Origin of the sequence: Pseudomonas sp. Irchel s3h17 (genome assembly GCF_900187505.1) — a bacterium.
In the GTDB taxonomy this organism is placed as follows: Bacteria; Pseudomonadota; Gammaproteobacteria; order Pseudomonadales; family Pseudomonadaceae; genus Aquipseudomonas.
Map to the genome: position 1 here is coordinate 1 of NZ_FYDL01000006.1, position 20,390 is coordinate 20,390.

Genomic DNA, 20,390 nt, shown 5'->3' on the forward strand with positions numbered 1-20,390 from the left:
TGACCATCCAGGCGCAGATCATGGACCTGCTGCTGGCCCTGCAAAAAGAGCAGGACATGGGCCTGGTGCTGATCACCCACGACCTCGCGGTCGTGGCCGAAACCGCCCAGCGCGTGTGCGTGATGTACGCCGGTCAAGCCGTCGAAGTCGGCCAGGTGCCGCAACTGTTCGACATCCCGGCGCACCCGTACAGCGAAGCGCTGCTCAAGGCGATTCCAGAACACAGCCTCGGTGCCGCGCGTTTGTCGACCTTGCCTGGCATCGTGCCCGGTCGCTACGACCGTCCGCAGGGTTGCCTGCTGTCGCCGCGCTGCCCGTACGTGCAGGACAACTGCCGTGCACAGCGTCCGACCCTTGATCCGAAAAGCAACAGCCTCGCCCGCTGCGTCTACCCGCTGAACCAGGAGGTGGCGTAATGGCCGTCGTTCTTACCGCCCGCGACCTGACCCGTCACTACGAAGTGTCCCGTGGCCTGTTCAAGGGGCACGCGACTGTACGCGCCCTCAACGGTGCGTCGTTCGAACTGGAAGCCGGCAAGACCCTGGCCGTCGTGGGCGAATCCGGTTGCGGCAAGTCCACCCTCGCCCGTGCCCTGACCTTGATCGAAGAGCCGTCCTCAGGCTCCTTGAAAATCGCCGGGCAGGAAGTCGCTGGCGCCGACAAGGTCCAGCGCAAGCAATTGCGCAAAGACGTGCAGATGGTGTTCCAAAGCCCGTACGCCTCGTTGAACCCGCGGCAGAAAGTCGGTGATCAACTCGCCGAACCGTTGCTGATCAACACCAGCCTCAGCGCCTCGGAACGTCGCGAGAAAGTGCAGGCGATGATGAAGCAAGTCGGTTTGCGCCCAGAGCATTATCAGCGTTACCCGCACATGTTCTCCGGCGGTCAGCGCCAACGGATCGCCCTCGCCCGCGCGATGATGCTGCAACCGAAAGTGCTGGTGGCGGACGAACCGACCTCGGCGCTGGACGTGTCGATCCAGGCCCAGGTGCTGAACTTGTTCATGGACCTGCAGCAAGAGTTCAACACCGCCTACGTGTTCATCTCCCACAACCTGGCCGTGGTGCGCCACGTCGCCGATCACGTGATGGTGATGTACCTCGGCCGGCCGGTGGAAATGGGCCCGAAGGAAGACATCTACACCCGTCCGCTGCACCCTTACACCCAGGCCCTGCTGTCGGCGACACCGACCATCCACCCGGATCCGAACAAGCCGAAAATCAAGATCGTCGGCGAGCTACCCAACCCGCTGAACCCGCCGTCCGGCTGCGCGTTCCACAAGCGTTGCCCGTACGCCACCGAACGTTGCAGCACCGAAGAGCCGGCCCTGCGCCTGCTCGACAGCCGGCAGGTGGCTTGCCACTACGCGGAAGACATCAACGACTGAGCCACCGGGGTTGACAGGCCGCGTCCTTGTCCACCCCCACGCCAACCGACGGACGCCTATTCATGCCTTGCCAAATCCCTCACATAATGGCTCTTAGCCATTATCCGGGACCGATATTGCTGGCGGAAGAGACGACCAGCGACAGGGAAAGTCTGTAAGAGAAAGACAGGAGCTAATGCTGCGGCGGTGCCCGTCCTTCCCGCTGTCGCAGCCGTGAACGAGGCTAAAGGTTAGCCAAACAGCAGGCTGTAAAATGGCGGTCTTCTACTAGACCGCCCCGCTGTCGGGCATCCAGGACGACCTTGCACCTAGAGCCCGGAATTGGGCCAGCAATGGCTTGGCCCGGATTCGTTAAAATGGGGCTATCGTTCCTTAACTTTTTTCAGCTCATGAATCCCGTGCCCATCCCGATCCCAGAGGTAACCCGCGAGCTTTCCGATCCCCCTTCGCTGGCGACGGGGTTACCAGACTCGTCTACGCCGGCAGCCCCGCCGTGCAACGCCTTTGCTACGACGTGCGTATTGCAAAGTTGTGCATAGGTCCTGTCCGCTTCCCTACGTCCGCTTTCCTCTTGGCATACATTTCCAGCAATCGACGCTCGAACCGTCTGATCATGCAAGACCCGTCCCGGGCAGCTTCGGCTCAGATTTCGTTGACAGGCACCCAGATCAAAGCGCCAGCCGGCTACCGCCGTGGCGACAAATCACCCCTTCGATCCTGCTAACGATCTATATCTACAGCTATCTCAACCGCATCAAGGCCGGCGCAGCGTACTTCGCCTACGGGGCATCGAAGGACTCTATAGATCTCCGAAATCACCTGCATCGTTGCGTCTTCGATCGTTCCTTCATTACGGCATAAAAACCAGCCGTGATCTGCAATCGCTCGCTCGAACGCCTTGGTACAAGCGACATGTTCTTCCAGCTTATGGATCACAGTACTGCTCAGCCCACGCCGTCGTGCCGCTGCCCTCGCCCATGAAATATCAGGGGCGGTGACAACCCCGACATGCAGGTCTGGCACTCGCACGTTTCGATCAATGTTCAACTGTAGAATCTCTGCAAACGGGACTATCCGGCGAAACGCGGCATCAGACGGGTACCAGCGATCGATCAAGATGATGCTGCCAGGTGGCTGTTTAGCCAGCACGTGCTGGGAAATCCAGGTACGGCTGTCAGCAAAGCGTTCACAAACCCCCAACTCCAAATCCCGGGTAGGATTTCTGACGAGTTTGTTAACGAGGGCCATTGTTTCACCCCTATAGGGATCGCTTTTTTTCTCGCAAAGTCGGATCACCATTTTGTTGTCTGCCCTCAGTACTTTCGTAACGGCCTCCAACAGTGTGGTTTTGCCGGTACCCTTGGGCCCATCTAGAGAAACAAACAGCGGACGATTCATTCTTCACATAACGATTGATATACGGTTTTTTTTGCCCGGTTCGTTCGCTGGAACCGCTTGGCGCGACTACGCGAATCGAGTGGAGGGCCCTTATGAACAGACATTGATGAACACTCTAACCTGGTATCTGGCTAACGGGGCTCAAAATCAAGGGTTACAGCCGCTTATGAACATCGGTCATCGCCCATAAGTTAAATCGCGTAGCATGTTAGAAATGAGCGCGTGCTTACGTCACAGCAACTCCCAACATTGCCCGGATTAAAGAGAAAGCACTCGGCAAGAGTCCCGCCTATCAACGCAGCCTCCTGCCCTGCCCGCGCTCTTAGCGAAGCGAAGTACCTGACGCTTCCAGCTGCCGATACGTGCGGGAGCGGATCAGCGCGAAGATGCCGCCAAATCCTCTTCGACGAAGCGCAGCATCGCCTCCGCCAGCGCCTCGCGCGGATAGGCATTTTGTGTCGCCAATAGTGAAGCGATGGTCGAATGCGTTCGGGCGATCGGCACTGCCAGTGCCCAATGATCGGCGTTGATATAGCCCATCAGGGTGCTGCCAGGCACAACCTGATCGTAGAAGATCACTTGGCTGTCGTTGCGGGCATCGATGCGCGCCAGCTTGTTGTAACTCGATTTCAGCACGAACGAGATGTGATCCGGCTGCGGGAAGGTAACGAGCGAATAGTAGTTCAGTTCGGACGGCAGCCGGTTCTGCGCCAGCCAGCTCTTGCGCGTTGCGGGTCGCAGGCTGTTGATCGCGCCACCGTCGCCGGAATCGCAGGTCGCACCGGGAAAGTGCCGCAACAGGTCCGCCTGGTACTGCTCGGCATCGTTGGCCAGTGCCGAGCCGCCGACCGAGCCGGCAGCGCTGATCACTGCCGCCACGCGGCCGCGGATTTGCGGGTAAGCGACCATCGCTTCGAGAATGTCGGGCGCGCCTTTCGAATAGCCGATCAGGACGAGGCGTGGCGGTCCGGCCTCGGCTGGCATCGCCATGATCGCGTCGCGTATTTGCCGAGCGTTGTTTGCGGAACTCGATAAGGCGTCGACCTTGATCTGCACCAGGTCATATCCGAACTGGCGGAGATGAATCGCTACGCTGCCGGGCGCTTGCAGCCATTGTTCGAAGCATTCGTAGCCGACGCCGGCCACCACAGCGCCGATCAGACGGCGCTTCGATTGACCGAGATCGACGGGTTTGCCGGTGCCAGCAGGTTCGCTACCGACGCGCGTCAGTGCCTCCTCGCAAGGGCGGCTATCGGGCAGGTCGCTTCCTCGCGTGTCGAGGATCGAGCAGAAAATCTCGCGAAAGCGCGCCCGCTGGTCCTGCACGCCGGCCTGCGACGCAGGGACCAGCACAAGCGGCGGTGTGTCCGTCGAGTAGGCGATCAGCGGCGCAGATGTGCAGGCGGTGAGCGCATGGCAGCCAGCGATCATCAGCCATGCCATGCCACAGCGGCACAACAATGTGTGGGCGCCGCACAGACGGCCGGCCGAGTCATCCGGCCTGCCGAACAGGTCACTTGCGAGCATCGTCGACCTCCTTGCGTGCAGGCGATTCGCGCCGGTCCAGATACGTTTCCCAATCGAGCATCTCCACCTCCGACAGGCTGAGCGGGCGCGGCGCAAAGAACATGACCGCACGCAGACCGTCGCTGTAGTAATGGGCGCCGCTGAACGTCGTTCGAGATTGTGCCTGGGACGCGGGGCCGACGCCGGTAACGAACCCGAGCTTGTCCAGACCGGCCGAATACATCATGTCCTGAATCAGGAGATTTCTCGCCTCATCGACATCCTCATGCAAGACGAGGTTTTCCGACTCGCGCGGTGCAAAGCGTCCGCCGGTCGGTCTGCCGACCTGCGCGAGATAGACGGAGCGACCTTCGAAGCGCATTGGCGTGAGCCACACACGCACCCAGGTCGCCGGCGCTCCGGCTTGTGATTGCTTGCGAACCACGGCATCGGGCATGCGGCCGAACACACGTTCGGCCGCATCCGCGGGGTACGCGGCACGCCGGTAGCTGCGACGCACAAATGCGGCGGCGATATCGGCGAACTCGCCGACGAGAATCGCATTGAGCGGATCGCCGTGCGCCCTGCCGTTCGCGTCAGCGGCGCAGCAGGGAAGGCGCTCCAACGCGGAACGCAACGCGGCCAGATCGTCATAGTCCTTGATCTCGGAACCGTGATGCTGGAACAAGCCTTCGGCAAACCATTTTTCCCCAGCATCGTCCGGCACCTGCAAGAAGAGGGAGAACGGGATCAGCGTCTTTCTCTGCAGCAGATCGATATTCAGCAGCCGCGTAACGCGCTCCGGGTTGATGAACAGCACGCCCGCTTTCGTTTCGCCTGGCAGGACGGGATTCTTGAACCCCAGTTGGTCGAAGTGTGCATCGATGCGCGCGTTCGCTGCCGGGGCTAATGTCCTGTGCACGGACCAGGCGACTTCGAGTGGCGAGAAATAGTCGGGATCGGTCCCCGGCCGCAGCAACAAGAGCGGATCGTCAGTCTGGTTATGGACTTCGACCCACACGGGCTGCACGCGCGTCTTGTCCAACTCCACACCCAGCATGCGCCGCCTGTCTTCGGCACTGAGCACGGCGGCGCTGACGCGCACCTCGTGCCTGGTGGCCGTCTGCGCACGTTCACGCAACCCGGAAGTACTGAAATCGGCAGGCGCCTGCCAGGTCGCACAAGCAACGGCGAGCGCAAGAATCGCTGCACAACTCATGGTGCACAAGCAGCGCATTGCACACCGCAGAGTGGCGCGTGGCGCCGACGGCAAGCGGCTCATGGCTTGCCCCGCCCCGGTGATTGTCCGCCATTCTCGTAGATTCCCTTCGATAGAAAGAACTCGATTTCCGCCAGGGAGGTGTGCATTTTATCGAATACCAGGACACAGCGCAGTCCATCCGTGTAGTAAGGATCGGTCGTCAGGTTCTCGCGCGGCGCGCTCTTGGGCGCGGCCCCCACACCCTTCACAAATCCGAACTTGGCCAGCGTCACCGAATACGCCATATCCTGTGTCAGCGCACTCCGCGCTTCGTCGACGTCAGGGTCGATCTTGTGCGTCGTCAGCGTCGCAGAATGCACGGTAAGCCGGCTGCCGATATCACGGCTGATCTGTCCGACCCACACTTTCTTGCCGTGATATTGCATCGGGCTCAGCCACAGCCTCAGGTGATTGCGCTGGTGGACATTGTCACGCGCCTTTTGCAAGGCAAGGTCCTGAGCTCGCCCGAACAGATAGAGATCGCTCACCGGCGCATAGGGATAACGCTCGCCGGCAAGCGCCGAATTGACCATTTTCATGATCGACCCCGACCACTTTTCCTCGGTTCCACGCCAGCCGCGACGCGCGAATGCGGGGAAGGCATCATCGAGGCCGCCGACGATCACCAGGTTCAGAGGATCGCCGTTCCTGGAGCCCTCCTCGTTGGTGACGCAGCACGGCAGCGCCTCCAGCGCCGCCTGGAAACTGACGTCATCCGTGTAGTTCACAATTTCTTCGGGCGGATAGATGCCCTGCCTGAACACTTCGCTGATGTGGTAATCGGTGCGCAGGCCCGGCACGATGCTCAGGACAGAGAAATGCCTCGCCCGACCGTCCGCCACCAGATCGAGGTGAACGAACTTGAACCCCTCGTCGAGATTGGTCAACACGAAGCCCGAGGTTGTCGCGCCAGGTGGGACAGGGTTGCGGAAGGCCAGCCGACGAAAGTGCCGGTCGAGCGCCGTCCGCTCGTCCTGCGGGACGCCCGAGAAAAATGCTTCGGCCGCCTCGGATGCAGGGAAGAAATTTGGATCGAGGCCCGGCGAAAGCAGATAGTAGGCGCGATCTTCCCGATTGTTGACTTCGATCCAGACTGGCTGTATCGATGTATTCGCCAGAGGCACGCCGTAGACCGCCTCGCTTTCTGCGGCCGACAGTACGGCGGTCGACACGCGCAAGCCGCCATCGCTGCGCGTCACGGCGCGGCTCTTGTAGTCAAGGCTCGTCGTTGGCGGAGGCTGGGAGGCGCAGCCGGCGAGCGCGGCTGCGATGGCCGTTGCTGTGAGAACGTGTCTCACCATGCGATGCATCGCGTAACCTCATCAACTGAGCTTTACCAATCTTCGCTGCCCTGCCTACGTAATCCGTGGCTACTACGAACAATAGTTTCTACGTCGCAGCTTTTCATTATGAACCGCCCCGGGAATTCCGGAGGCTTTTTGGTATGAGTCACGCCGCCATGGCAGACTAGTCGAACTATCGATAGCAGGCCGCTTCGGCCTCTGCAGGTGATACGTCGCCGATGGGCTCCAGCAGCCGTTGAGAACGCCAGGTTCCTCTATCTATCGTAGTAATTCTCGAGTAAGTCACAGTGATCCGGGGTGAGCGACATCCAGACTATTCGATTTCCGGGTTACCTCTGATCGGGCATTGGATGTCCATCGGTATTTGCGTAATCGCCAGCCGTATACGACTCTGGATGTGATTGCAGCCCAAGAACCGCCTTTTGAATTGGTTCTCTTGAGGTGGCTTGTTTTTCTTGCGCGTGAGTGGGAATGCTTTTTCAACGTAAGGGACAATGAGTTCGAACACATCACCGCGATTCAAAGCCTGGCGATGCAGGTATTGCGAAGCTTTGTAGAGTATCTGCTCGATCTGCTGTTTCCCGAAAGGTGTATGGACAAACTTGCACTGCAGATAACGAGACTTGCCGTCCCGAACTGCGACCAGATCAATACCCTGGTCTGCAAAACCAAGGGCTAGCCCTCGGTAATCGATTTCCCAGCCATCTTTCTCTAGTTCCAGACCAATCCATCGCTCGTAGACTATCCCCCAGTCGGATAACGCCATCATCTGCGGAGTAATCAGGTCGATGGGCTCTCCCTTTTCGTTCAGCACCGTGACACCCATCACGTGATGCACTGCCAAACGCCCAGCCATCAGCCTTCTGGCTAACCCTTTCATCCGTCGCTCCTTTCAACTCTCCTATGGTGCGCCTTCGGCAACGCTGGCTTTGGAACAGCAGCATTCCTATCCCGGTACCACTCAGCGTTTCCGACCGCCTTCAGCAACTGGGCACGGCCACCCTCGTCCTGACCTTCAGTAACATTGCGACCTTATTCAAGGGTTAAGGGAGCGTTCAAGGAAAATTTCGCACACTCATGGCCAAAGGATCCTGATTCCGAGAAGTGGGCTAGATTTCACCGCCAGTAAAACCACTACGCCCTCTCCCGCTTTAAGTTGGCATGATCACCCGATTCAAGGTATTAAAGCCCCCCCCAGCGTCCCGGCCACTGACGATGTCGAACCGTCCGACCTACCCGCGACCTTCCCTTTACCACCTCACGCAAGAGACCCCCATGGCAAACCACGACCTGACCTTTATCCCTGATCCCGACGCGGACTCCATTTCCTCCGACGTTGTCGGTTTCGCGGGCGTGCTGGTCTCCACGCAGATCCCTACCCGTGCCGACGGAAGCCTGGAACTGGGCAACATCACGCTGCAGAGCGAGTGCACGCTGCAGGCGCTCAAGGTTGCGCTGGAGCGTGCCGGCAGTTCCATGGACCGGGTGATGCACCTGACCATCTACCTCACCGACATGGCCGACCGCGCCGCGTTCAACGAGGTTTACCAGCGCTTTTTCGCCAAGCCGTGGCCAGTGCGCGCAGCAGTCGGTGTGGCCGCCCTGGCGGTTGAAGGCATGCGCGTGGAAGTCACGGCGATGGCCGCCAAGGGCTGAATCCGCGGCGTTATTCGGCGGCCACGCTTAGCGAATGGCCGCCACCGGACAGCATGCGGGTGCCGGTCAAGCGTTTCGCCGCTACAATGCGCGTCTCGACCGTGACAAGCCTGACTAAAAAAATATGTCCCTGCCCAAACATCATCTGGAATTGCTCAGCCCTGCCCGCGACGTGGCCATTGCTCGCGAGGCCATCCTGCATGGCGCCGACGCCGTGTACATCGGGGGGCCGAGCTTCGGCGCCCGCCACAACGCCTGCAACGAGGTGAGCGATATTGCCCAGTTGGTGGAGTTCGCCCGTCGCTACCACGCCCGGGTCTTCACCACCATCAACACGATCCTGCACGACAACGAGCTGGAGCCGGCCCGCAAGCTGATCCACCAACTGTACGATGCCGGCGTCGACGCCTTGATCGTCCAGGACCTGGCCGTGATGGAACTGGACATCCCCCCGATCGAGCTGCACGCCAGCACCCAGACCGACATCCGTACCCTGGGGCGGGCGAAGTTCCTCGATCAGGCCGGCTTCTCCCAGTTGGTCCTGGCCCGCGAGCTGAACCTGCAAGAGATCAGTGCCATTGCCGACGAGACCGATGCGGCGATCGAGTTCTTCATTCACGGCGCGCTGTGCGTGGCCTTCTCCGGCCAGTGCAACATCTCCCACGCCCAGACCGGCCGTAGCGCCAACCGGGGCGACTGTTCCCAGGCCTGCCGCCTGCCGTACACCCTCAAGGACGAAAAAGGCGGCGTGATCGCCTATGAAAAGCACCTGCTGTCGATGAAGGACAACAACCAGAGCGCCAACATCCGCGCCCTGGTAGAAGCGGGTGTGCGCTCGTTCAAGATCGAGGGACGCTACAAGGACATGGGCTATGTGAAGAACATCACGGCCTACTACCGCCAGCGCCTGGACGCCGTCCTCGAAGACCGCCCGGACCTGGCCCGCGCGTCCAGCGGCCGCACCGCGCACTTCTTCCTGCCCGATCCGGAGAAGACCTTCCACCGCGGCAGCACCGACTACTTCGTCAGTGATCGCAAGATCGACATCGGCGCCTTCGACTCGCCGACGTTCACCGGCGTGCCGGTGGGCATCGTCGAGAAGGTCGGCAAGCGCGACCTGCAGGTGATTACCCACGAGCCGCTGTCCAACGGCGACGGCCTCAATGTGCTGGTCAAGCGCGAGGTGGTGGGTTTCCGCGCCAACATCGCCGAGGCCAAGGGCGAGTTTGAAGAGGACGGCGAAAAGCGCTACCGCTACCGCGTCGAACCCAACGAGATGCCTGAGGGGCTGCACCGCGTGGGGCCACGCCATCCGTTGAGCCGTAACCTTGACCACAACTGGCAGCAGGCGTTGCTCAAGACGTCCGCCGAGCGCCGGGTCGGCGTTGCCTGGGTCGCTCGCCTGCGCGAGAATCGCCTGGAACTGACCGCCACCAGCGAGGAAGGCATCAGCGCCGACGTGGCCCTGGAGGGTCCGTTCGGCCTCGCCAACAAGCCGGAACAGGCCCTGGAGCAACTGCACGACCTGCTCGGCCAACTGGGCACGACCCAGTACCACGCCACGGACATCAAGCTGGATGCGCCACAGGCGTACTTCATCCCCAATTCGCAGCTCAAGGCATTGCGCCGCGAAGTGATCGAAGCGTTGACCGCGGCCCGTGTCGCGGCTCACCCACGGGGCGGGCGCAAGGCCGAGACCACGCCGCCTCCGGTGTATCCGGAGTCGCACCTGTCGTTCCTGGCCAACGTCTACAACCAGAAGGCCCGCGACTTCTATCACCGTCACGGTGTCGCGCTGATCGATGCGGCCTACGAGGCCCACGAGGAAACCGGCGAGGTGCCGGTGATGATCACCAAGCACTGCCTGCGCTTCTCCTTCAACCTGTGCCCGAAGCAGGCCAAGGGAGTCACAGGCGTGCGCACCAAGGTCGCGCCGATGCAACTGGTGCACGGTGACGAGGTGCTGACGCTGAAGTTCGACTGCAAGCCCTGCGAAATGCATGTGATCGGCAAGATCAAGGGACACATCCTGGGCCTGCCGCAATCAGGCAGCGCGGCGGAACAGGTTGTCGGGCACATCAGTCCCGCCGACCTGCTCAAGACCATCCCGCGCGCACCGCACTGAGTGACTGGCGAGCGCGATGTCAGCTCATCGCGCTCGCCGGCTCGGTCAAGAACGGGCGGCTCACTGTCCCATGCGGCGCTTAGCCGCCCTCGCCCACTGGTTTGAGTGTTGATGAACGGCAGTCGGGTACGTGGTTGCGTTCGCGGCAAGCCAGCTGGATGTTGAAACGTCGGGAGTTATGCAGCAGGCACGAGAAGCACCGGATCGGAGTTGGCGTTCTGTGCAAGGAGAATCGACCAGGCCTCGTGCAATAGCTGCCGAGTGAGCCGTATCTGGATGTATCCAGAAAAATGGCAGGGGCGGCTGGATTCGAACCAACGCATGGCAGGATCAAAACCTGCTGCCTTACCGCTTGGCGACGCCCCTGTATCTGTAGCGACGAGTGACTGGCACTCGCTTCCTCTGGTGACACGCCGCGTAAGGGCCTGTGCAGGAATGCGCGCAAATGTATCAACTTTCGCTTCGCCTGGGAAGAGAAAAGATACACAAAATGGTTTTAAAACAGATGCTTACTGTCAGACGGGGTTGAAACTGGCCCTTTGCGCGGCTTTTTTGCACTCCCGTGGCCGATGAAAAGCCCCGGGATTGCCGAATGGCGCTGCCCGGCGGCCTGGCAAGTTCTGGGTGCTGACTTACACTGCGATACACTCCATACGAACGCAGGACGGGTCAACGGATCGATGGATCACGCTGCCAGCCTGGGCATCACGTAATGATCTGAGTGAAGCCAACATGAAAATGCTCACGGCCATCTGGACAGGTTTTCTCGCAACCGGCCTGTGCGCGGTGACGAGCAACGTTGCCAGTGCGGCAACTCCCGGCCGAGTCTTCCAGACCGGTTTCGACTGCTCCACCGCCACCGCGAGGGTCGAAAAGCTGATCTGCCGCGATCCCCAACTGGCGCGGATGGACGTCGAACTCAGGCGCCTGTACCGACTGGCGCTCACCGATCAGCGCTCGGTACCGCCTCCGGACAAAGTCATGAACGACCAGCAGTTCTGGATCCTGGCCCGCAATCAGTGCGCAACCGACGTGGCGCCGAAGGCCTGCACGATCCGCAGCTATGCCGAGCGTGCATACCAGTTGCGCCAAGGCTCGGCAATCGTCAGGACCAAGGACCCGGACAGATTGACCGAAGGTCCCCTGACCTTTCGGTGTACAGGCCTGAACACGCTGATCGCCGCCACTTTCTTTAATGCCGGACCCGATGTCGTCTTCCTCAAATGGGCCAACGCCTCCGTCACGCTGAGCGAGGTGCCGAGTGATTCGGGGCTGCGCTACAGCGGCAAGGACAGCCTGGGTTACTACAGCTTCTGGCAAACGGATGCCATGGCGGTGTTCCAGAAACCGGGATCATCCGCCATGAGGTGTACCGTCGAGCCCGCTGGCTGACCTGACGCTAACCACCGTCAACTCACGGGGTCTTGATCGCCTCGCTCGCGGCTTCGTCAATCAACGCGGCGACCTCGGCAGCTCGGGATGCCAGCGACGCGTGGCTGGCGGCCAGGGTAATGACCTTCCTGGCATTGAGCCGGGCCGACATCATTTTCTGGTTGTCCGGGTGAATCATTCGATCCTCACTGGAGATCTGATACCAGGACGGTTTGTTTTTCCACGCCGGAGCCGTGATGGTGTCGCCAAAGGTGCTGGCCAGCGGGGCCTTCTGGGTGACCGCCATGACCAGAGCCTCATCGGGCGTCAAATCCTGGCCAAAGCTTTCATGGAACTTCTCGGGCTTGAGCCACAGGAAACCATCGCTGTCAGGCTCAAGGTTGGGTGCCGCAGCGGGCAGGTGTTGCTGGGTCAGCCCGCCTGGGCTTTCGCCGGCATCCGGTGCGAAGGCTGCGATATAGACCAGCCCCACGACATTCGGCAGATTACCCGCTTGCGTGATCACTGCGCCGCCGTAGGAATGCCCCACCAACAGCACGGGACCGTTCTGCTGCGCGACCATCTTGCGTGTACGCTCGGCATCGTCGGCCAGGGAGGTCAGTGGCATTTCCACTGCACGTATGGAGGTATAACCCTTGCGTGCCAGTTCCACGATGACCTTGCCCCAATGCGCTGCGCCGCCCCAGAAACCGTGCACCAACACTACCGTAGGTTTATTGCTCATGCGCTGACTCCGATCCGTCATTAGATGTTCAAACCAGATCCAACAGCATAGTGCCCCTTTGTGACATCGGCAGGCCGATCAACACTCAGGGGCTCACAAGCAAGCGTGCCCGTTCGTTCATTCGGGCCGGCGAACGACCCTCACCTTGCCGCTGCCACCCCCCCCGCAGAAGAATTGGTGGCCACCGTCGGACTCCAGCCCGGAGACCCCGACGCCCGCTGGCATTTCCAGGGACTCCAGCACGGCGCCCGTGTGCGGATCGATGTGGCGCAACTCGCTTTCCTCGCCTTCCCAGGTGCCGTGCCAAAGCTCTCCGTCCACCCAGGTGACGCCGGTGACGAAGCGATTGGACTCAAGGGTGCGCAGGATCGCGCCGGTGAGCGGGTCGATCTGGTGAATCTTGCGATCCTGGTACTGGCCGACCCAGAGCGAGCCCTCGGCCCAGGTCAACCCCGAGTCACTGCCGCCCGGGGCCGGAATCGTGGCCAGCACGCGACCTGTGGCGGGGTCGATCTTGTGGATGAGGTTCTCGGCGATCTGGTACAGGTGCTGGCCGTCGAACGCTGTCCCGGCATCGGCGGCGATCTTGATCGTGCGGGACGTTTTTGCGCTTTCAGGATCCAGGGCATGGAGCCCGCTGTCGCTGGCAAACCAGATGTGCTGGCCGTCCCAGGTCACGCCATGGACGCTCTTGACGTCGGCAAAGGGTCCATATTCACGAAGTATGTTGGCGGCTGACTGTTTCATGCTGGCTTCCTCGTCATGGGGTGTGAGTTCAGCCTACTCATTGGCCAGGGGAACGGGGAGTAACAAAGTCGTCGCGAATCCCGGTACCGACGGGATCACCCAGCGCCCCGCTCGCCCGCTACCGAACGACTGCACCCGGCCCTCGGCTGCCAGCGCCTCGAGCGCACGCTGCACCGTGCGCTGACTGCACCCCAGCGCCAGGGCCAGCGCGGAACTCGACCACGACTCACCGTCGACGAGCAAGGCCAGCACCGCGGTATGGGTCTGCTCCACCGGCCAGGCGAGTATCACGACCTCGCGGGCACGATGGGGCACCAGGGTAAATCCGCCCTGGGTCGCAATGACCCCGGCCATCGGCCGCAACAGGGTGCGCAGCCGGCCGACTTCAACCCGTAGCCGCGCGCGATGGGACTCATCGTCCAGTTTCAAGCGAAAGGCCCGGGCGATCAGCGTTGCCCTCGACACTTCGCCGGGCCAGGCATCGGCCAATGCCCGTGCCAGCGCCAGCAGCACCGGACGCCCGGCCAGGGAGACCTGGGCGAGCGCGTCACGCACCAGGAACCGCCGGGTATCGACAATCAGTGCGTCCGACAGCAGCAGCCGTTCAACTTCATCGAGCAGCAGCAACCGCTCCTCGCCACGGCAGATCAAGCGAGCGGCGGGCGTATCGAGCAGGTGGATCGCGCTCTGCACCTCCGCGTGCAGTGCGGCAATCCCGGCGTGCCGGGCCTGGTACTCGGCCCGAGCCAGCGCGGCGCGTGCGTCCGGTGTCCGCAGGCGCCTGATGGCCACCCCGGCCACGATCAGCTCGTGGATGGTGTTTAACGCCGGGGGCAAGCCCGCCGGGTCGAGGTCGGCCAGGCGCTGTTCGACTTCGTCCAGGCGCCCGATCAGTAGCAGGCGCCGAATCTCCAGATACCGGGCATGCGCCGCGTTGACCCGGTCGCAGTGGTCCTCAAGGACTCGCCGCGCAGCCTCCAGTGCCTTGACCGGCCAGCCCAGGTCCCGGGAAGCGAAGGCGATTTCCGCCTCGGCGACCACGCAGCGCGCACGGGCCAGGACTTCTTCAGGCGCGAATGCCCGCATTGCCCGGCGCACCAGCGCCTTGGCCCGGGCGAACTCGCCCAACTGCGCCATCGCAATGCCCCGCAGGGCAAGCGCCGGGGCATCCTCGCGCAAGGCCACATGATCGAGCGCGCCAAGGGGGTTTCCCGCCGCCAGCGCACGCGCCGCGGCCGTGATCAACGCATCCATGTGAGCCTCGTCACCGCTGCCACTCCTGCCGTCGAGTGTTCGCTGCCCAGTCTATCTCACCCGCACCTGCCACTGGCGTGTCCACCCAACCCCGTTATAGTTGAGGTGTCCCACACCACCGGGAGGTGACCATGCGCACAATCGTCAGTAAAGAACCCTGGTGGGCCGCGCCGCCAAAGCCCGGGCAGGATGAGTCCGAGCTGGAATGGGGCTGGCTGGTGACGTACAGCGAGGGTGAGCCGCGCTTCGAGTTTGTGAAACAGCGGCCGTCCGATAAAGAGATCCGCAACCGCAAGAGTTGCCGGATCACGGTGCAGGAGTGAAGGTGCGCGGGTCTGCGTACGCGGCAGACCCGCTTGCGAGACAGGACACTAGAGGTTCACGATCCGCTGGAATCCGCCAAAGATCATGCGCTGGCCATCAAAGGGCATCGCGTTGCCCTCGGCGCGCACCCGGGGATCGGCCATGAACTTTTCCATGCCTTTGTCGCGGGTCTGGCGATCGGGCCAGACGATCCACGAAAAGACCACGGTTTCATCTTCCTTGAGCTTCACCGCCATGGGAAACGAGGTCACCTTGCCTTCGGGGACATCGTCCCCCCAGCACTCGCTGACGTTGAGGGCACCGTTTTCCTTGAAGATGGCCGCCATGAATTCGGCGTGCTGGCGGAATCTGTCGCGATTGGCGGTGGGTACGGCGGCAATGAAGCCATCGATGTAGGACATGATCTGCTCCTGATACGGTTGCAGGGGGCTTGCCGGGATTGGCTCGTGAGTAGTCGATGGGGCGTTGCCTGGATCGACAGCATGAACGTCGAGGCCGACCAACGGTCATGGCCGCCGGAGTCAGGCTGCCCAGCTTGTTGGACCACCGGGGATGGCGAACGATCCTTTCCCGGGCACTCTGGACGCGCTTCGAGGTCAACCGCTCAGCAGTCCTGAATGAACTGCTGGTCACGATCCGGTCGGCGGCAACCAGGCCGGCCAGGCACGGTGGTCGGAGGAACAGACCCTGCAGGGTGTTTTGTGGGTGACCCCAGAGTGGGAGAGTCGTCATGCATGCCATGGTTCTGCATACCCCCGGCCAGCGGTTGCAACTGGAGGAGCGCCCGATTCCGAAACCAGGCGTGCAGCAACTGCTGATCAAGGTCCAGGCGTGCGGCGTGTGTCGCACCGACCTGCATCTGTTGGACGGCGAGCTGCCGCAAGCGGTACTGCCGCGGGTGCCTGGTCATGAAATCGTCGGCGAGGTGACGGCGGTGGGCCCGGATGTCCCCCCCGGCTGGATCGGCCTGCGGGTAGGCGTTCCGTGGCTCGGCTGGACCTGCGGCCAGTGTACGTTCTGCACGTCGGGCCGGGAGAACCTCTGCGATCAGGCACAGTTCACCGGCTGTCACCTGGACGGCGGTTACGCCGAGTACACCGTTGCCGACTGGCGCTACTGTCTCCCTATTCCCGAAACACTGTCGGCCACCCATGCCGCACCGCTGCTGTGTGCCGGGTTGATTGGCTTTCGCGCGCTGCAAATGACCAAGGGAGCCCGCCACCTGGGCCTCTATGGCTTTGGTGCGGCCGCGCACCTGGCGATCCAGGTGGCACGTGGTCGAGGGCAACAGGTGTATGCCTTCACCCGACCCGATGACAGCGAAGGCCAGGCCTATGCCCGATCTCTGGGAGCCACATGGGCCGGCCCCTCGGATCAGCCCCCGCCGCATTTGCTCGATGCAAGCCTGATCTTTGCCCCGGTCGGCGCGCTGGTGCCCCAGGCCCTGGAAGTCACGGTCAAGGGCGGCTGCGTGATTTGCGCCGGGATCCACATGAGCGACATCCCCGGGTTTCCCTATCGGTTGCTGTGGGGCGAGCGCAGCGTGCGGTCAGTGGCGAACCTGACTCGCGAAGACGGCGTCGCATTCTTTGAAGAACTGCAGCACACCCCCGTGCAGTGCGACGTCACCTGGTTTGCCCTGCAGGACGCCAACAATGCGCTGGCGTGCCTGAGGGCTGGCCACTTCAAGGGCGCGGTCGTGCTCACCCCTGACGCCCGCCGCCCGTGGACTGCTGGGGATCGACTGCGACCTCATGGATTTTCAACGACTTACAAGTCGAACCTGTCCACCGCTCGACGCCGCTCATTGTCGTCCCGCACATCGTAGTTGGCGGTGGTCTGGATGTTGGCGTGGTGCGCGAGTTTCTGGGCAATCGACAGGTCGTGCTCTTCGATCACCCGGGTAATGAATGAGCGACGGAAGTCGTGGGGCATGATTTTCACCCCGACTTGCGCGCCTCGCTGCCGGGCAATGTAGTAGATCGCATGCTTGGTAATGCGCTCGCGGGAGATGTGGCTGCCACGGCGGATTCGGTTGAACAGAAACCCGTCGTCTTCCTGCCCCGCGGGCAACAACGAACGGCGCAATTCAAGCCAGGCCTCGAGTTTGGCAAACACCCAGCCCGGGGCGTACTTGATCAACTGTTTATTGCCCTTGCCCATGACCTGCAGGCTACGCTCGGCAAAGTCGACCTGCGCCAGGTCGAGGTTCACCGACTCTGACTTGCGCATCCCCGAACCGTACAGAATCGCAATGATCGCTGCGTCCCGTAGGCCTTGCGGCCGTGGATCGGCGGCACAGACGGTCATCAGGTCGTGGATCAGCGTGCGCTTGAGGTTGCGCCCTTGAGACAGGCGCGTGCCGGAAATCCCCTTGACCGAGCGTATTTTCAACAACTGTTCCTGACTGATCAGGCTCAGGCGCCAGGCCTCGTTCATCACCCCTCGTAGCGCATTGACGTAGAGCGACGAAGTATTGGGCGCGTAGCCGTCCTGGCGTAATGCCGCCACCAGGGCAATCACGTCTTCGGGCTGCAGTTGGTGCCAGGGAATCTCTTCGATGTTCAGCTCGTCGAACCCCAGGCGATCGGCAGCGTCCTGTAGCACGTAACGCAGGGTCTGCTGGCTCGAGGGGGCGAGACGCTTGAGGTACAGCGTCAGCGGGTTGGGGCGCGGGGCGTTCATATCGGGTAAATCAGACAAACTGGAGGGGCCTTTGGTGTGAGTTGTTCAGCAGATTTTATCCATGTATGAGGGAGATTAATAATCGAAGTCGACAACCGTAGCGGCTATCGTCTTCTTTTGCCCAGTACACATGTACGACATTTCTGATTTGAGCCCTGTCCGTGACCGAACCCTGAACATTTGCTGTAAACCTTCATGTTATACGGCTTGCTCACCGTTTTTTCATGTCGTTTTCACAAAATCACGCTTACTCTCAGCACACCCGAAACTCGCCACACACTAACGACAAGTCGCCGGCAGCACTGAATAACGTCAATTAATGTATTTTTCCATGATTGCAGGCCAAACCATTGATAATGTTCGCGTTCATTGATTAATGAATGCCCAGAATCATGCACCCGATCGCTTCCGGGGCGGATTCGAAGAACATGACCGTTGCTGACCATTACCGACCCGAGGCCCCCCCAATGACCCAGGATTTCCTGCCTTTTTCTCGCCCAAGTATCGGCGCTGAAGAAATGGCTGCCGTGGAGCAGGTATTGCGCTCTGGCTGGATTACCACCGGACCGAAGAACCAGGAACTTGAGCAGCAGTTTGCCCGGTACGTGGGCTGCGAGCACGCCGTCGCACTGTCGTCGGCCACCGGCGGCATGCATGTCACCTTGCTGGCGCTGGGGATCGGCCCCGGCGATGAAGTGATCACACCCTCGCAGACCTGGGTATCCACCGCCAACATCATCTGCTTGCTCGGCGCGACCCCGGTCTTCGTCGACGTCGACCGCGATACCCTGATGGCCGATGTCGAGGCCATCGCAGCGGCCATTACCCCGCGCACCAAGGCCATTGTTCCGGTGCATTACGCCGGGGCGGCCTTCGACCTCGATCCGCTCTATGCCCTGGGGGACCGGCACGGTATCCCGATCATCGAAGACGCCGCCCATGCGGCCGGCACCCGTTATCGCGGGCGTGCCGTGGGGGGGCGGGGCACGGCGATCTTCTCCTTTCACGCCATCAAGAACATGACCTGTGCCGAAGGGGCAATGTTCGTCAGCGACAACAAAGCGCTGGCCGACCGGGTGCGCATGCTCAAGTTTCATGGCCTGGGCGTGGACGCATACGACCGCCTGACCCACGGCCGCAAGCCCCAGGCGCAAGTGGTCGAGCCAGGCTTCAAATACAACCTGGCCGACATCAATGCCGCCATTGCCCTGGTGCAACTGCAACGCCTGGACGAGATCAACGCCAGGCGCACGACCCTGGCACACACCTATCTACAACGCCTGAAGGCGTTGCCGGTGCAGCCGCTGAGTATTCCAGCCTATCCGCAACAGCATGCCTGGCACCTGTTTATCCTGCGCATCGACCCCGAGCGCTGTGGCATGGACCGCGAAACATTCATGCAAGCGTTGCAGGAACAAAACATCGGCACCGGCATCCATTTCATCGCCACGCATTTGCACACCTACTACCGTCAGCGTTTCCCGGGCATCCACCTGCCCAATACCGAATGGAACTCGGCACGCCTGTGTTCGATCCCGCTGTTCCCCGACATGACCTGCGATGATGCCGAGCGCGTCATCGGTGCTATTGAAAACATTCTGGATCCACGCCCTTGAAGCCTTATCCGATTAACTGCGTATCGATCGTTATCCCGGTCTACAACGAACAAGACAGCCTGCCCGAGTTGCTGCGTCGCACCGAAGCCGCCTGCCAGCAACTGACCCACGACTACGAAATCGTCATGGTCGACGACGGCAGCCGCGACGACTCGGCACAACTGCTCGAGGAAGCCGCTGGACGCGAAGGCAGCGCCGTGGTGGCCGTCATCCTCAATCGCAACTACGGGCAACACGCCGCGATCATGGCCGGTTTCGAACAATGCAAAGGCGACCTGGTGATTACCCTGGATGCCGATCTGCAGAATCCGCCGGAAGAAATCCCGCGCCTGGTCGCAGAGGCCGAACTGGGTTACGACGTGGTCGCCACCGTGCGCAACAATCGTCAGGACTCGGCCCTGCGCCGCTATCCGTCGAAGCTGATCAACCTGGCGGTGAAACGCTCGACAGGCGTGGCCATGACCGATTACGGCTGCATGCTGCGGGCGTACCGGCGCACGGTAGTCGACGCCATGCTGGCCTGCCGCGAGCGCAGTACCTTCATTCCGATCCTGGCCAACAGCTTTGCCCGCCACACCACCGAGATACCGGTACAGCACGCCGAGCGCGAGCACGGTGAGTCGAAGTACAGCCCGATGCGCCTGATCAACCTGATGTTCGACCTGATCACCTGCATGACCACCACCCCGCTACGCCTGTTGAGCATCATCGGCTTCGGCATGGCGGCGCTGGGCATGCTGTTCGCCTTGATGCTGATTGTCCTGCGCCTGGCCTTTGGCGCGCAGTGGGCGGGCGGCGGCACCTTCGTGCTGTTTGCCGTGCTGTTCGTGTTCACCGGTGGCCAGTTCATCGGCATGGGGCTTTTGGGCGAGTACCTGGGGCGCATGTATGGCGACGTCCGGGCCCGTCCACGGTTCTTCATCGAAAAAGTCTTGCGCCAGCAACCCGCCAGGCCTGCCCCCGCTGTCACGGTCGACGGTTTGACTTCCACCTCTTGCGATCAGGTTTGAC

The 20,390-nt window shown here is 61.6% G+C and carries 18 protein-coding genes, 1 tRNA gene and 1 pseudogene; 9 read left to right on the plus strand and 11 right to left on the minus strand.

Translation table 11 applies throughout. The annotated features are described in order from the left end of the window. Positions 1–416: oligopeptide/dipeptide ABC transporter ATP-binding protein (locus CKW25_RS09675; RefSeq protein ID WP_371854926.1), on the plus strand; the 416-nt coding region annotated here is incomplete at its 5' end. Continuing rightward, positions 416–1,387: a peptide ABC transporter ATP-binding protein gene (locus CKW25_RS09680; RefSeq protein ID WP_095078957.1), complete on the plus strand. Its 972-nt coding sequence runs from the start codon at positions 416–418 to the stop codon at positions 1,385–1,387. The genes CKW25_RS09675 and CKW25_RS09680, both read left to right, overlap by 1 nt. 720 nt (positions 1,388–2,107) lie before the next feature. Here CKW25_RS09680 and CKW25_RS09685 read toward each other — a convergent pair. The 5 genes from CKW25_RS09685 to CKW25_RS09705 all read right to left on the minus strand — a co-directional run bounded on the left by CKW25_RS09685 (position 2,108) and on the right by CKW25_RS09705 (position 7,736). Next, positions 2,108–2,785, minus strand: coding sequence for a dTMP kinase (locus CKW25_RS09685; RefSeq protein ID WP_095078958.1), 678 nt, complete (start codon positions 2,783–2,785; stop codon positions 2,108–2,110). A gap of 375 nt (positions 2,786–3,160) precedes the next feature. Next, positions 3,161–4,312 (minus strand): hypothetical protein, encoded by a 1,152-nt coding sequence (locus tag CKW25_RS09690; RefSeq protein ID WP_095078959.1) that lies wholly within the window; start codon positions 4,310–4,312, stop codon positions 3,161–3,163. Continuing rightward, a complete protein-coding gene (locus tag CKW25_RS09695; protein ID WP_218192549.1) occupies positions 4,299–5,573 on the minus strand; it encodes an LssY C-terminal domain-containing protein in 1,275 nt (424 codons plus the stop codon). The genes CKW25_RS09690 and CKW25_RS09695 overlap by 14 nt, the downstream gene beginning before the upstream one ends. Further along, positions 5,570–6,862, minus strand: a complete 1,293-nt coding sequence (locus CKW25_RS09700) for an LssY C-terminal domain-containing protein (RefSeq protein ID WP_095078961.1) — start codon at positions 6,860–6,862, stop codon at positions 5,570–5,572. Before CKW25_RS09700 ends, CKW25_RS09695 begins: the two co-directional genes overlap by 4 nt. Positions 6,863–7,169: 307 nt before the next feature. After that, positions 7,170–7,736, minus strand: a complete 567-nt coding sequence (locus CKW25_RS09705; RefSeq protein ID WP_095078962.1) for a hypothetical protein — start codon at positions 7,734–7,736, stop codon at positions 7,170–7,172. A gap of 395 nt (positions 7,737–8,131) precedes the next feature. On the opposite strand from CKW25_RS09705, the gene CKW25_RS09710 reads away from it, so the two are divergent. Next, complete coding sequence (locus tag CKW25_RS09710) at positions 8,132–8,512, plus strand: RidA family protein (protein WP_095078963.1); 381 nt, start codon at positions 8,132–8,134, stop codon at positions 8,510–8,512. 124 nt (positions 8,513–8,636) lie between these two features. Further along, positions 8,637–10,637, plus strand: coding sequence for a U32 family peptidase (locus CKW25_RS09715; RefSeq protein WP_095078964.1), 2,001 nt, complete (start codon positions 8,637–8,639; stop codon positions 10,635–10,637). 291 nt (positions 10,638–10,928) lie between these two features. On the opposite strand, the gene CKW25_RS09720 is transcribed toward CKW25_RS09715, so the two are convergent. Further along, positions 10,929–11,003: transfer RNA gene (locus CKW25_RS09720), tRNA-Gln, on the minus strand. Positions 11,004–11,369: 366 nt separating this feature from the next. Between CKW25_RS09720 and CKW25_RS09725 the strand changes: the two genes are divergently transcribed. Continuing rightward, the gene (locus CKW25_RS09725) at positions 11,370–12,029 is read left to right on the plus strand and encodes an MliC family protein (protein WP_095078965.1); all 660 of its coding nucleotides are present in this window, start codon (positions 11,370–11,372) and stop codon (positions 12,027–12,029) included. Between the two features lie 22 nt (positions 12,030–12,051). On the opposite strand, the gene CKW25_RS09730 is transcribed toward CKW25_RS09725, so the two are convergent. The 3 genes from CKW25_RS09730 to CKW25_RS09740 all read right to left on the minus strand — a co-directional run bounded on the left by CKW25_RS09730 (position 12,052) and on the right by CKW25_RS09740 (position 14,754). Then, positions 12,052–12,753 (minus strand): alpha/beta hydrolase, encoded by a 702-nt coding sequence (locus tag CKW25_RS09730; RefSeq protein WP_095078966.1) that lies wholly within the window; start codon positions 12,751–12,753, stop codon positions 12,052–12,054. A gap of 117 nt (positions 12,754–12,870) precedes the next feature. After that, entirely contained in the window at positions 12,871–13,500 is a 630-nt protein-coding gene (locus CKW25_RS09735; RefSeq protein WP_095078967.1) for a DUF5074 domain-containing protein, read from the minus strand. A gap of 33 nt (positions 13,501–13,533) precedes the next feature. Continuing rightward, positions 13,534–14,754 carry an HTH domain-containing protein gene (locus CKW25_RS09740; protein ID WP_095078968.1) on the minus strand — a complete coding sequence of 407 codons (1,221 nt, stop codon included), beginning with the start codon at positions 14,752–14,754 and terminating at the stop codon, positions 13,534–13,536. Between the two features lie 131 nt (positions 14,755–14,885). On the opposite strand from CKW25_RS09740, the gene CKW25_RS09745 reads away from it, so the two are divergent. Continuing rightward, positions 14,886–15,077: a hypothetical protein gene (locus CKW25_RS09745; protein ID WP_095078969.1), complete on the plus strand. Its 192-nt coding sequence runs from the start codon at positions 14,886–14,888 to the stop codon at positions 15,075–15,077. A 48-nt stretch (positions 15,078–15,125) separates the two neighbouring features. Here CKW25_RS09745 and CKW25_RS09750 read toward each other — a convergent pair whose 3' ends face one another. Then, positions 15,126–15,479 (minus strand): DUF1428 domain-containing protein, encoded by a 354-nt coding sequence (locus CKW25_RS09750; RefSeq protein WP_095078970.1) that lies wholly within the window; start codon positions 15,477–15,479, stop codon positions 15,126–15,128. Positions 15,480–15,808: 329 nt separating this feature from the next. Between CKW25_RS09750 and CKW25_RS09755 the strand changes: the two are divergent. Continuing rightward, positions 15,809–16,789: pseudogene (locus CKW25_RS09755) on the plus strand (zinc-dependent alcohol dehydrogenase family protein); the annotation flags it as partial. A 59-nt stretch (positions 16,790–16,848) separates the two neighbouring features. On the opposite strand, the gene xerC reads toward CKW25_RS09755, so the two are convergent. Beyond that, on the minus strand, positions 16,849–17,763 hold the full coding sequence (gene xerC, locus CKW25_RS09760; protein ID WP_095078972.1) for a tyrosine recombinase XerC: 915 nt from the start codon (positions 17,761–17,763) through the stop codon (positions 16,849–16,851). A 467-nt stretch (positions 17,764–18,230) separates the two neighbouring features. Between xerC and arnB the strand changes: the two genes are divergently transcribed. After that, complete coding sequence (gene arnB, locus CKW25_RS09765; protein ID WP_095078973.1) at positions 18,231–19,379, plus strand: UDP-4-amino-4-deoxy-L-arabinose aminotransferase; 1,149 nt, start codon at positions 18,231–18,233, stop codon at positions 19,377–19,379. Continuing rightward, positions 19,376–20,389: an undecaprenyl-phosphate 4-deoxy-4-formamido-L-arabinose transferase gene (arnC, locus tag CKW25_RS09770; protein ID WP_095078974.1), complete on the plus strand. Its 1,014-nt coding sequence runs from the start codon at positions 19,376–19,378 to the stop codon at positions 20,387–20,389. The genes arnB and arnC overlap by 4 nt, the downstream gene beginning before the upstream one ends. Position 20,390 lies beyond the last annotated feature (1 nt).